This window comes from Sphingomonas rubra (assembly GCF_900115745.1).
Classification (GTDB): domain Bacteria; phylum Pseudomonadota; class Alphaproteobacteria; order Sphingomonadales; family Sphingomonadaceae; genus Sphingomonas; species Sphingomonas rubra.
Map to the genome: position 1 here is coordinate 177,519 of NZ_FOXP01000007.1, position 12,816 is coordinate 190,334.

Annotated in this window: 12 protein-coding genes; 10 read left to right on the forward strand and 2 right to left on the reverse strand. The window is 65.9% G+C overall.

Annotated elements, in window-relative coordinates:
- Positions 1-19: 19 nt before the first annotated feature.
- A complete protein-coding gene (locus BM145_RS10460) occupies positions 20-1,081 on the reverse strand; it encodes an SDR family oxidoreductase (protein WP_093333648.1) in 1,062 nt (353 codons plus the stop codon).
- 102 nt (positions 1,082-1,183) lie between these two features.
- Between BM145_RS10460 and BM145_RS10465 the strand changes: the two genes are divergently transcribed.
- The 10 genes from BM145_RS10465 to BM145_RS10510 all read left to right on the forward strand — a co-directional run bounded on the left by BM145_RS10465 (position 1,184) and on the right by BM145_RS10510 (position 10,374).
- Positions 1,184-1,564 carry a winged helix-turn-helix transcriptional regulator gene (locus BM145_RS10465; protein WP_093333584.1) on the forward strand — a complete coding sequence of 127 codons (381 nt, stop codon included), beginning with the start codon at positions 1,184-1,186 and terminating at the stop codon, positions 1,562-1,564.
- A gap of 307 nt (positions 1,565-1,871) precedes the next feature.
- The gene (locus BM145_RS10470; RefSeq protein WP_093333585.1) at positions 1,872-2,861 is read left to right on the forward strand and encodes an aldo/keto reductase; all 990 of its coding nucleotides are present in this window, start codon (positions 1,872-1,874) and stop codon (positions 2,859-2,861) included.
- A gap of 9 nt (positions 2,862-2,870) precedes the next feature.
- Positions 2,871-3,743, forward strand: a complete 873-nt coding sequence (locus BM145_RS10475; protein WP_093333586.1) for an FAD:protein FMN transferase — start codon at positions 2,871-2,873, stop codon at positions 3,741-3,743.
- An 11-nt stretch (positions 3,744-3,754) separates the two neighbouring features.
- Complete coding sequence (locus BM145_RS10480) at positions 3,755-4,168, forward strand: hypothetical protein (protein ID WP_093333587.1); 414 nt, start codon at positions 3,755-3,757, stop codon at positions 4,166-4,168.
- Positions 4,169-4,259: 91 nt separating this feature from the next.
- Positions 4,260-5,795 carry a cation:proton antiporter gene (locus tag BM145_RS10485; RefSeq protein ID WP_093333588.1) on the forward strand — a complete coding sequence of 512 codons (1,536 nt, stop codon included), beginning with the start codon at positions 4,260-4,262 and terminating at the stop codon, positions 5,793-5,795.
- A gap of 93 nt (positions 5,796-5,888) precedes the next feature.
- Positions 5,889-7,220, forward strand: a complete 1,332-nt coding sequence (locus BM145_RS10490) for a multidrug effflux MFS transporter (protein ID WP_245739251.1) — start codon at positions 5,889-5,891, stop codon at positions 7,218-7,220.
- Between the two features lie 46 nt (positions 7,221-7,266).
- The gene (locus tag BM145_RS10495) at positions 7,267-8,064 is read left to right on the forward strand and encodes an SDR family oxidoreductase (protein WP_093333589.1); all 798 of its coding nucleotides are present in this window, start codon (positions 7,267-7,269) and stop codon (positions 8,062-8,064) included.
- 46 nt (positions 8,065-8,110) lie between these two features.
- Complete coding sequence (locus tag BM145_RS10500) at positions 8,111-8,926, forward strand: SDR family oxidoreductase (RefSeq protein WP_281244360.1); 816 nt, start codon at positions 8,111-8,113, stop codon at positions 8,924-8,926.
- A gap of 103 nt (positions 8,927-9,029) precedes the next feature.
- Positions 9,030-9,854 (forward strand): SDR family oxidoreductase, encoded by an 825-nt coding sequence (locus BM145_RS10505; RefSeq protein ID WP_093333650.1) that lies wholly within the window; start codon positions 9,030-9,032, stop codon positions 9,852-9,854.
- Positions 9,855-9,894: 40 nt separating this feature from the next.
- Positions 9,895-10,374: a GNAT family N-acetyltransferase gene (locus BM145_RS10510; protein ID WP_218149646.1), complete on the forward strand. Its 480-nt coding sequence runs from the start codon at positions 9,895-9,897 to the stop codon at positions 10,372-10,374.
- Positions 10,375-10,587: 213 nt separating this feature from the next.
- Here the strand turns inward: BM145_RS10510 and paoC are convergent, their stop codons facing one another.
- Positions 10,588-12,786 carry an aldehyde oxidoreductase molybdenum-binding subunit PaoC gene (gene paoC / locus BM145_RS10515; RefSeq protein ID WP_093333592.1) on the reverse strand — a complete coding sequence of 733 codons (2,199 nt, stop codon included), beginning with the start codon at positions 12,784-12,786 and terminating at the stop codon, positions 10,588-10,590.
- Positions 12,787-12,816 lie beyond the last annotated feature (30 nt).

The following is a 12,816-nucleotide window of genomic DNA, read 5'->3' on the forward strand; positions in this document are numbered from 1 at the left end:
AGGTCTCGCATCGGTCGGGTCAGGGGATCAGGCGATCGGCACGCAGTCGGTCGAACAGCGCGAAGAACGCGTCATCGGTGGGCTGGTACCCTGTGAATCCGAGCCGTCGGCTCTTGGACATGTCCGTCACCACCTCGATCGGACGGCCGAGATCTGCGTCGGTGTGCCAGGGTGACGCGAGGCGGGCGAGGTCGGGTTCGGCCAGGCTTTCCCGTTCCGCGATGCGGCGCCACGTCTCGGCATCGCCCGCCATCTGGCGTTCGAGTGGCTGCGGGGTGCCATCGAACGGCGCTGCCTCCAGCCCGAACCATTCGGCGATCCGCGACCACATCCACTGCCAACGGAAGACGTCGCCGTTGACGATGTTAAACGCCTGATCGTGCGCCGCCTCGGTTTCCGCGGCCCAGAGCAGCTGCCGGGCGAGCTGGCCGGCATCGGTCATGTCGGTAAGCCCCGACCATTGTGCAGCCGAGCCGGGAAAGGCGAAGGGACGGCCGACCTCGCGGCAGAGGGTGGCATAGACGGCAAGCGTCGTCCCCATGTTCATCGCGTTGCCGACCGCCTTGCCGATCACCGTATGCGGGCGGTGGACGCTCCAGGTGAAGCCGTCGCGCTGGGCGGCCGCGAACACCTCGTCCTCCTGCGCGTAATAGAAGTTCTCGATGTCCAACCGGCCCTGTTCCTCGCGGAACGGCGTTTGCGGCAGCTTGCCCTGACCATAGGCCTCGAACGGCCCGAGATAATGCTTGAGCCCGGTGACGAGCGCGACGTGTCTGCGCCGCGTCGGCTTGAGCAGTCCGTCCAGGAGGTTGCGCACCATCGCCGAGTTGACGCGGATGTTCTCGGCCTCGCTATCCTGCCGCAGCCAAGTCGTGATGAACACCGCATCGGGATCGAGAGCGGAAAGCGCCGTCTTCGTCGCCTCGGCGTCCTGCAGATCCGCCGCTATGGGGTGAACATCGGCCTGTGCGGTGGGCCGGCGGGCCAACCCGTGCACCGTCCATCCCTGTTCGACGAGAAGCCCTGCGGTCGCGCTGCCGACGATGCCGCTCGCGCCCACTACCAATGCCGTCTTCGTCATACTGTTCTTTCCATCGATCTCGATCATGCAGAGCTAGGCAGCGTCGCATCCGAGTTCTAGACGGCACCAAATAGGGAACTAGGCACCAAGAGGTAACCACCGATGCAGTCCGGATCTATTGAGGATGAGTGGCGCGAGGACTGCGCACCGCGGCGCGTGCTGGCGCTGTTCGCAACCAAGTGGACAAGCATGGTGCTGCACACGCTCCACGTGCGTCACCTAGGCGCATGCCGGACTGGCGCGCTACAGCGTAGCCTTCCCGGCATATCCAAGAAGATGCTGACCCAAACGTTGCGCGACATGGAGGAGGTGGGGCTCGTCACTCGCCATGTGCAGAGCGCTATTCCGCCGGCGGTCGAGTATCGGCTGACGCCGCTCGGCCAGCGCTTCGTGGAGCCCGTAGAGTTGCTCTACGCTTGGGGGCGCGACAATGCCGACGCGCTCGACCAGCTCGGCAGCCGATCGACCGCAAGGCGGCTCTGATAGCAGCGGGTTGTTTTGCGAGCGAAGATTATGAAGCGTCCGAAGTTCGGCTGTCCGAACCAGATCGTGAATTCCTGCGATTGGGTCGTGGCGCCTAGCAAGACCATGCGAAAGCAAGAGGGTAATTGACGGATACGCTCGGCGAACCAGTTCGACGCCTGTTTGAGCTGGCATGTTAGAGCGCACGTTATTCATGAACCTGAGCGATAGGCTCATGTAGTTTAATGCGTCTAATGGCCCTACCGTGCAGCGCTTATCTCTGTCCCGACGATCGGGGCCTCATGGCCTGTCGAAGGAGGATACGACGATGAAGACGCGGGAACTGGGTAAGAGCGGGTTGCAGGTATCGGCGATCGGCTTCGGCTGCATGGGGCTCAATTTCAGCTACGGTCATGCGCTCGATAAGAGTGAGGCGATCGCGTTGATCCGGCAGACCGTCGAGCGGGGCGAGCGGTTTTTCGACACAGCCGAGATGTACGGCCCCTATACCAACGAAGAGATCGTCGGTGAGGCGCTGGCGCCATTCCGCGATGACGTGGTCATCGCGACCAAGTTCGGCTTCAACATCGTCGACGGCAAAAGCATCGGCATGAACAGCCGGCCCGAGCAGATCAAGGCGGTGGCTGAAGCGTCGTTGAAGCGGCTGGGCGTCGCCCAGATCGACCTGTTCTATCAGCATCGCGTCGACCCGAACGTGCCGATCGAGGACGTGGCGGGCGCGGTCAAGGAGCTGATCGAGGCCGGCAAGGTCAAGCATTTCGGCCTGTCCGAGCCCGGTGAGGCAACCGTCCGGCGCGCCCATGCGGTGCAGCCGGTGACCGCGCTCCAGAACGAATATTCGCTCTGGACGCGTGGCCCCGAGACCAACGGCATCTTCGACGCCTGCGAGGAACTCGGCATCGGCTTGGTCGCCTACAGCCCGCTCGGCAAGGGCTTCCTGACCGGCGCGATGGGCAAGGACAGCAAGATCGCGGAGAACGACTTCCGCAAGCTGCTGCCGCGCTTCACCCCGGAGGCAATGGAGAAGAACCAGGCGCTAATCGATCGCATCACTGCCATCGCAACTGCCAAGCAGTCGACGCCGGCGCAGGTCGCGCTCGCGTGGATCCTGGCGCAGCGCCCGTGGATCGTGCCGATCCCGGGCACCACGAAGCTCAGTCGCTTCGAGGAGAATATCGGGGCTGCCGACCTTGATCTGACGGATGCCGATCTCGGCGACATCGGCCAAGCGCTCGCCGCCATCGAGGTCGAGGGCAACCGCTACCCTGAGCAGCTCGAGGCCACCACGGGCCGCTGAACAGCGCCGATGGTCTCAGTCGAGTTCGACGCGATCGGCACGCAGTGGCGGATCGAAACCGGCGTGGCGCTGTCCGCAGCGCTGCGCCGGAACGTCCGCGACCGGATCGCCGCGTTCGAGGCGGTCTGGTCACGATTTCGGGCCGACACACTCGTAGCGAGCATGGCGAGATCTTCGGGTGGGGGCACATTCCGCTTCCCTGACGAAGCGGACGACCTGTTTGCGCTTTATGACACGCTGCACCGGCTCACGGATGGTGCGGTCGATCCGCTCGTCGGACGCGACCTAGAATTGCTGGGCTATGATGCAGCCTACTCGCTGGCGCCGGTCGCTTCGGCACACCGCGAGCCGCGCTCAAGCTGGTCGCACGATATCCGCCGCGAGGGGACAACGCTCGTCTCGCAGCGGCCGCTCGTCATCGATGTCGGCGCTGCCGGCAAAGGCCTGCTGGTCGACATCGTAACGAAGCTCCTGGTCGATGACGGCATACTGGCAGTTAGCGTGGATGCCGGGGGCGATATGCGGTTGGTGGGCATGGAGCCGGTCCGGATCGGGATGGAACATCCCTTCGATGCAACACTGGCGATCGGTGTGATCGAGATGGCAGAAGGCGCGCTCTGCGCCTCGGGCGTGGGGCGCCGAACATGGGGCGACGGACTGCATCACGTCCTCGACGGACGCACCGGCCGTCCTGCCCGAGAGCTGGTTGCGACCTGGGTCCGTGCCGACAGCGCGATGATCGCGGATGGTCTTGCGACCGCACTGTTCTTCACGCCCCCTGGCGATCTCGCCGGATCATTCGCGTTTTCATATGCCCTGATGTTCGCGGACGGGCGTGCCGAAATGTCGCCGTGCTTCGGTGGCGAACTCTTCATCGACTGAAAGGAACGGTCATGCGCCTATCGTCCAAACATGCCGCGGCGCTCGCCGGGGTCTCCGCGTCGTTGCTGGGCGCCGATGCCACGATGGTCGACGCGCAAACGGTTGGGTCCAGCGAAGCTGCCTCCAAGGCATCGCGCTTCGCTGACGGCGTTTATACCGCGACCGGGCAATATGGCGGCCTGCCGTCCTCGCTCACCGTGCGGGTCAGGCTGGTGCGGGGCACGATTGCGGGCGTCGAAGTGGGGACGCCGGCGAAGAATCCGACATCGCTCGGCTACCAAAAACGCTTCGCCGCTGCCGTCCCTGCGGTCGTTGTCGGCAGGCCGATCGACCAAGTTAGGGTCGGCAAGCTGGCGGGCGCGAGCGGATGTCCCGACGGATTTAATGCAGCGATCGCCAAAATCCGAACGCAGGCGGCACGCTGATCCGAGTTTCTTCGCCGACGCCGCACACCCAGTGTAGGCCAGGCTGCGGCCCCCATACGGGCCATGGGCAGGCCGCAACGGGAGCATCGAATTGATTATCTTCGATACGATACTGCTCCTGCTGTTCGGTGCCGCGCTGCTGTCGATCCTAGCCGGCCGGATCGGGGTGCCGTATCCAACACTGCTGGCCTTGGGCGGCGTTGCACTGGCATTGATCCCGGGGACACCGCGGCTCGATCTACCGCCGGACCTGATCCTCGCGCTCTTCGTCGCGCCGGTGTTGCTCGATGCCGCGCACGATACGTCGCTGCGCGATCTGCGGGCGAATTGGCGGCCGGTTTTGTCATTGGTGCTGGTCGCGGTCGGACTGACGACGATCGCAGTAGCAGTCGTGACGCGCGTCTTCCTACCGGACATGCCGTGGGCGGCTGCAATCGCGCTTGGTGCCCTCCTGGCCCCCCCTGACGCTGTAGCCGCGCTGGCGGTCATGCGTTCTGTTGCACCGCCCCATCGCATCCGTTCGATCCTCGAAGGCGAAAGCCTGCTCAACGATGCGTCATCGCTGCTTGTCTACAATCTGGCGGTGGCAGCGGTTGCTGTCGGCGCCTTCCGGCCTGCCGATGCCGTTCCGGCTTTCGCGCTGGTCACGGTCGGTAGTGTGGTGGTCGGCTGGGTGCTTGCGAAGCTCGTCATCCGCCTGACCGCGCCGATCGACCACCCGGCAATCGCTACGATCATCCAGTTCGTGACGACGTTCGGTGTGTGGATATTGGCCGAGCGGCTGGAGCTGTCGGGTGTCGTCACGATCGTCGTATTCGGCTTGACCGCCGGGCGGCGCAGCTCGTCCTCATCGCACACCTCGGTTCGTGTCCTATCGTTCGCGACGTGGGAAACGCTGACGCTGGTGCTGAACGTCCTGGCGTTCACGATGATCGGATTGCAGTTGCGACCGATCCTCGACCGGCTCGATGGCGGGGAACGGGCAACCTACCCACTCTATGCGCTTGCGATCCTCGGGGTCGTCATCATCGTCCGGCTGGCATGGGTACTGTTCTACGGTGCCTCGCACCGCCTGTCGCGCAAACCGGACGACGCGCTGCGGAGCTGGGCGGGCACCCTCAAGAGCGGCGTGCTGGTCGGATGGTCCGGGATGCGCGGCATCGTCACCCTTGCGGCAGCGCTCGCCGTGCCGGAGGGCTTCCCCTACCGCGATTTCATCCTGCTGGTGGCGTTCGTCGTGGTGCTGGGAACGCTGGTGATCCAGGGCCTGACGCTCAAGCCGCTGTTGCGCGCACTGCGGTTTCCGGCTGATACGATCGTGTCGGACGAGATGGCGACCGCACGGGCGGGCGCGATCGATGCCGCGATGCGAACGCTTGATAATAACGCTAGTCCTGCGGCGGAGCGTCTGCGCCAAGAATATCGCGAGGCGCTAGGTGTCGCGCGAGCCGGCGATGATCCACGGGGCTCCTCCGACAATACCCTGCGGCAGCGCATGATCCCCGCATCGCGTCACGCGATCGATACGTTGCGCGCGAAAGGCACGATCGGCGACGAAGCGTATCGCGCCGTCGAGGAAGAGCTGGACTGGCTCGAACTCAGTTCGCGCCCCTCTGCTTCGGCTTGATCGCCGGGGCTTTCATGAATGACGGATATCACCGCATGCCGATCTTGCCGTCTAATCGCCGGGAAGCCTGCATCCTAGATTGAGGGTGACGCGATGGTCGCGTCGGTGCCGCTCGGTGCCGGACAGGTGGACCTCATGAATGCTCGACTTTTGACGATGCCCGACGACGGCGCCCTGATCGCCCCGGCATTGCCGGCCGCGATGACCGCCCACGGACGGAGCTTGCGCGTCATGGCGATCCTGAGCGTCCTGATGGGGTTCGGGTCGATCTCGACCGACATCTATCTACCGGCGTTGCCGACGATGGGCCAGGCGCTGGGATCGTCCAGCGGTATGATGGAGCTGACGATTTCGGGCTATCTGGTCGGGTTCAGCCTCGGCCAATTGCTGTGGGGTCCGATCGGCGATCGGTATGGACGTCGACTGCCGGTTGCCGCGGGCATCGTCCTGTTCGTCATCGGATCGGCAGGCTGTGCGCTGTCGGATACGGCGTGGCAGATGATCGGGTGGCGGATCGTCCAGGCGGTGGGCGCCTGTGCTGGCGTCGTCCTGGCGCGCGCGATGGTGCGCGATATGTACGAGCGCGACGCGGCCGCGAAGACGCTGTCGACGCTGATCGTCGTGATGGCGATCGCGCCCCTCATCGGGCCCTTCATCGGGGGACAGATCCTCGCGGTCGCATCTTGGCATATAATCTTCTGGCTCCTGGTCGGTGTCGGGCTGCTGACCCTGGCGGCGCTCTTCACCCTACCGGAGACGCTCGCGCCAGCGCAGCGCAGTCGCGAACCGCTCATCCGCGCGGTCGCGGAATATGGCCATCTGCTGCGCCAGCGCGCGATCCTGGGCTATGCTGGCGTGGGTGCGTTCTTCTACCTCGGCGTCTACGCCTACATCGCCGGCACCCCGTTCGCCTACATCAGCTACTATCATGTGCCCGCTCAGCTCTACGGGCTGCTGTTCGGGAGCGTCATCGCCGGGATCATGGCGATGAACATGGTCAACACCCGCCTCGTCACGAAGCTGGGAAGCGACCGACTCCTGCGGCTCGGAACTGTCGGCGCGGCGATCTTCGGCGTTGCCGTGGCGGTTGCCGGAGGCACCGGATGGGGCGGCCTGGGCGGACTTGCGACGACGCTGTTTCTGTTCTCGGCCATGTCGGGACTGATCGTCGCGAACTCGATCGCCGGCGCGCTGGGGCGGTTCCCGGAAAGGGCCGGCACGGCGTCCGCGCTGGTCGGCGCGATCCACTACGGCGCCGGTATCATCGGATCGGCGCTCGTCGGCGCATTCGCGGACGGAACGCCTTGGCCGGTCGGCTGGGTGGTATGCGTGGCCGGCATCGGTAGCCTCGCCTGCGCGCGCCTGTTCCTCCCGGCGCCCCGCCCGATCCGACAGGCGCCGATGACGTCCGAAGTACTTCCCTGACCCTTGTGGCCGTCTGACGCTCCCTCCAGTTTTGAAAGTCGATGTCATGAGCGCCAAATCCCTGACAGTCCTGATCGTCGGCGCGACCGGCAGCATCGGGCGGCTGGTTGTCGGCGAAGCGTTACGGCAGGGCCATGCGGCCCGTTCGCTGGTGCGCGACGCCCAGAAGGCCGCAGGCCTACCGGGTGATGCGACCTGGATCGTCGGCGACGTGACTCGGCCGGAGACGCTCGTGGCCGCGGTCGAAGGCGTTGATGCGGTGGTCCTGACGCTCGGCGCGGACGGTGCCGGCAAGGCGGGTGCGGAAAACGTCGACTATGGCGGGGTGCGCAACATCCTTGCCGCGCTGGCCGATCGGCCCGCGCGGATCGCGCTCATGACGGCGATCGGCGTCACGAACCGCACGGGCGACTATAACCGGCGAACGGAGGCGCACGACTGGAAGCGTCGTGCCGAACGGCTCGTACGGGCGAGCGGCCGCCCCTACACGATCGTTCGGCCGGGCTGGTTCGACTACAACGAGCCGGACGAGCAGCGGATCGTCATGCTTCAGGGCGACACCCGACAGGCGGGGGATTCGAGCGACGGCGTGATTGCGCGAGCACAGATCGCCCGGGTGTTGGTGGAGAGCCTCACCTCAGAGGCGGCGAATGCCAAATCCTTCGAGCTGGTCGCCGAGCGGGGCGCCGCGCAGCCCGATCTGGAACCGCTGTTCGTCGTCCTGGACCGCGACGATCCCAAGGCGATCGACGCCATTCGCGACGTCGACAATCAGCCCCTCGACCAAGAACCGCAGCGCGTTCGGGATGATCTGACGACCATCACGCACCATCGCTCAGCCTGAACGCCCCTCAAACATCAAGCACAAGGAAGACAGTCATGCCCAAGTCATCGTCGTTGTCGGAGCCGGCTCGATCGGTCAGGCCATCGCCCGGCGCGTCAGTTCCGGCAAGCACGTGCTGCTGGCGGATCTTCGGCAGGAAGCCGCGGACGCGGCCGCCAAGGTCATGAACGACGCCGGTTTCGACGTCAGCACGACCACGGTCGACGTCTCGAAGCGGGAGTCGGTCGAGGCGCTGGTCGCCAAGGCGACCGCGATCGGCGACGTGTTCGGCCTCATCAACGCGGCCGGGGTCTCGCCGTCGCAGGCGACCCCGGAAATGATCCTCCACGTCGACCTCTACGGCACGGCGTTGCTGCTGAAGGAGTTCGGCCGCGTGATCGTGGAAAGCGGCTCGGGCATCGTCATCGCCTCGCAGTCCGGCCACCGGCTGCCTGCGCTCACCGCGGAAGAGGACAAGGCGCTGGCGACGACGCCGGTCGAAGAGCTGATGGCGTTGCCGATGCTATCGCTCGAGAAGGTCACCGATCCGCTCAATGCCTATCAGATCGCCAAGCGCGGTAACTCGCTCCGCGTGAAGGCCGAGGCGGTTAACTGGGCGAAGCGCGGCGCACGCGTGAACACGATCAGCCCCGGCATCATCATGACGCCGCTCGCCAACGACGAGCTGTCCGGCCCGCGGGGCGAGGGCTATCGCAAGATGATCGACGGCTCGCCGGTCGGTCGTGCCGGGACCCCGGACGAGGTCGGCGTACTGGGCGCTCTGCTGATGGGGCGCGACGGCGCGTTCATCACGGGCAGCGACTTCCTGATGGACGGCGGTGTCACTGCCTCCTGGTTCTACGGCGAACTTGCTCCGAAATAATCCCGGGCGGAGCGAGCCACAGGCGGCCGCTCCTCCTGACCCTCAACGGCAGCTACAAATTGCGTCGAGCGTTGATCCTCGGCACATCGACGGAGAAATGAAAATGGCGGATGTTGTTGTGGTGATCGGCGCAGGTGGCATCGGTCTGGCGATCGCCAAGCGGCAGGGCTTTGGAAAGACGGTACTGCTGGCCGATTTCAACGAGACGGTGCTCGAGGCTGCGGCCCAGAGCATGAAGGACGCCAGCTACACCGTCGAAACGCAGATCGTCGATGTGGCGTCGCGCGACTCGGTTCGTGCGCTGGCCGACAAGGCGGCGTCGCTTGGCCCCGTGATGCAAGTGGTCAACACCGCCGGACTATCGCCAAACATGGCACCTCCGCAGAAGGTGCTCGAGGTCGATCTCTACGGCTCGGCCGTCGTGTTCGAGGAATTCGAGCGCGTTATCGCCGCTGGTGGCGCCGGACTCATCATCTCCAGCATGGCTGGCCACATGATGCGGCAGTTGCCCGAGGATCAGGAACACGCGCTGGCCTTCGCGCCCGCCGACGAGCTGCTCGACCTGCCGTTCCTGAAGGACGTGCCCAATTCGCTGGTCGGCTACATGGTCGCCAAGCGCGCCAACCATCTGCGGGTCCAGGCCGCGGCGATGACCTGGGGGGCGAAGGGTGCGCGCGTCAACTCGATCAGTCCGGGCATCATCGTGACGCCGTTGGCGCAGCACGAGCTGAACTCCGAGATCGGCGACGGCTACCGCGCGATGATTGCCGCATCCCCCTCGAAGCGCATGGCGCCGCCCGAGGAGATTGCGGTTGCAGCGGCTTACCTGCTGGGCACCGATGCCGGCTTCGTCACCGGCAGTGATCTGTTGATCGATGGTGGTGTGATCGCGGCGATGAGAGCAGGCAAGCTACCCGTGCCGGCCTGATGGCCGGCATCGGGAGGTCATGATCCATCGAGGACCGGCAGTGTTCCAGATCCGTAAGGCAGCCTCGACGGACGCCTCGACGCTCGGTCGTCTGGGAGCGTCCCTTATGGCACTACACCATGAATTCGATCCGAGCCGTTTCATCGCGCCGACGCCTCATACCGCGGACCGGTATGGCGACTTCCTGGAAGCGCAGAGATCGCGCGACGATGCCATCGTGCTCGTTGCGGAGGAGGAAGGGCGGGTTCTTGGCTACGCCTACGGATCGCTCGAAGGGAACGACTTCATGGCGCTGCGCGGTCCAGCGGGCGTGCTTCACGACCTGATGGTCGACACCGATGAACGCGGACGAGGCGTCGGCTGGGCGCTCGTCACGGCGATCCGGGACGTGTTCGTCTGTCGCGATGCGCCCCGTCTCGTGCTGTCCGCTGCGGCCCGGAACGAGGCGGCGCGACGATTGTTCGACCGCCTCGGATTCCGGCCGACCATGATCGAGATGACGATGGACTTTGGCTCCTAGACACCAGGTGCCGCGGCTACCGTCCCGCGAACACCGCCGGTCGTTTCTCGATGTAACCCTTCAGCGGCGTCCTGCGAACCGGCGGTGGCACGCATCATTTCAGGGATCTAGTCGATCGCTGCCTGTTCGCCTCACGGATGTAGGTCAGCGATGCAATTGAACGGCTCGTAGAGCTAGCCACGCCATCGGGCGGTACCGGGCGGTACCGCCGCTTCAGACGATCCGCGGCAGCTTTGCCAGATGCTTCTCGAGCGTCATCGGATAGTCGCGCACCCGCACGCCGGTCGCGTTGTAGACCGCATTCGCGATCGCCGGCGCGACGCCTGAGAGACCCAGTTCGCCGACGCCCTTGGCCTTCATTGGCGAGATGGTCGCGTCCGTCTCGTCGAGGAAGACCACGTCCATGTGCGGCATGTCGGCATGGACGGGCACCTCATAGCTGGCGAGGTCGTGGTTGACGAAGAAGCCGAAGCGCTTGTCGATCGCCAGCTCCTCCATCAGCGCCGCACCTGCCCCCATCGTCATAGCGCCGATGACCTGGCTGCGCGCGGTCTTCGGATTGAGGATGCGCCCTGCCGCGCAGACCGCGAGCATCCGCCTCAGCCGCACCTCGCCGGTGAAGCGGTCGACGCCGACCTCGACGAAGTGGGCGCCGAACGCCTCCTGCGCATAGGCCTTGCCGAGCTCCTCGCCGAACTCGACCTCGTCCTCGCCGACTAGCGGTCCGCCGCTCGCGGCATCGGCAAGCGGGATGCGGCGGCCGCCGCTGACAACCCGGCCGCCGTCGAAGCCGACGTCGGCTGCGTTCAGCCCGAGCCGCTGGGCCACCGCCTCGCGCAGCTTCACGCAGGCGGCGTAGACGCCCGAGGTGGCACTCGTCGCGCCGCGCTGACCCACGGAGCCGACCGTCACTGGATAGTCGCTCTCGCCGAGCCGGACGTCGATCCGGTCGAGCGGCAGGCCCATCATCTCCGCCGCCGTTTGCGCGATGATCGTGTAGCTGCCCGTGCCGATGTCGGTCATGTCGGTCTCGATCACGACGCGGCCGCTCGTCTCCAGCCGAGCACGTGCGCCCGACGTGCGCGTACGCGCGCCGCGGATCGCCGAAGCGACGCCCATACCGACAAGCCAGCGCCCATCGCGGACCTGCGCAGGCTTCGGGATGCGAGCGCTCCAGCCGAACCGCTCCGCGCCGGTGCGCAGCGCAGGCACCAGCGCGCGCGTCGAGAACGGCCGCTTGCCGTCGCCGGGATGGACCTTCGCATCGTTGCGCACGCGCAGCTCAACCGGATCCATCGCCAGCGCCTCGGCAAGCTCGTCCATGGCGATCTCCAGCGCCATCATGCCGGGCGCCTCTCCCGGCGCGCGCATCGAGCTGGCTTCGGGCAGATCGAGCACTGCGAGACGGGTCTCGGTCATCCGGTTCTCGCCGGCGTATAGCGACGGGGTCTGGATGGTGCATGGCTCGACCATGCCGTCGGGCAGGTTGCCGCTGACGGTCTCGTGCCCGATCGCGAGGATGCGGCCATCATTTGCGACGCCGATCCGCAGCCGCTGGATCGTCGCGGCGCGGTGAACGGTGCCGTTGACCATCATCGGGCGGGCGAGCGCAACCTTCACCGGTCGCTTCGCGGCCCGTGCACCCAGCGCAGCAAGGACGACGTCGGCCATCGCCGTGGCCTTTCCGCCGAAGCCACCGCCGATGTAGGGCGAACTGATCCTCACCCTGTCCTTGGGCATTCCCAGGATCTTGGCGAGGTCGCGCCGACCCCAGTCGATCGTCTGCACCGAGGTCCACACCGTCAGCCGGTCGCCGGCCCATTCGGCGATGGTGGCGTGCGGCTCCATCATCATGTGGCTTTGATCCGGGGTCGTGTAGATACGATCGATCTTCACCGGCGCTGCGGCGAACGCCCCGGCGAAATCGCCGCGCATGGTCGGCGGCGACGTCGGCGCCAGGGTCGCCGATGATTTCTCCGAAGCAAGATCGAACCTGCCCGCCGCGCGCGCATAGTCGACTTGCACCATTGCGCCTGCGGCGCGGGCCTGCTCGAACGTGTCGGCTACCACCAGCGCGACCGCCTGATGGTAGTGGGTGACCACGGGGCCGGCCAGGGCGGGGGCGTCGATGAAGTCGCCCTTGCCGAGCACGCCGGCATTCGCGGCCGTGACGATCGCGATGACGCCGGGGGCCGTCGCGGCCTCAGCGGTGTCGATCCGCACGATGCGTCCCTTCGCGATCGCCGCCCCCACGACATGGCCGTATGCCGCATTCGGCGCCACGTCGTGGCGCTCGTAGGCGTAGGGCGCGGTGCCCGTTGTCTTCAGCGGGCCATCTATCCGGTCGTAGGGCTTGCCCACGACCTGCATACGGTCGATCAAATTCGGACCCGCCGGCGCGTCGAAATTCATGGCGTGACCCTCTGCCTGTGTTGCTACGGA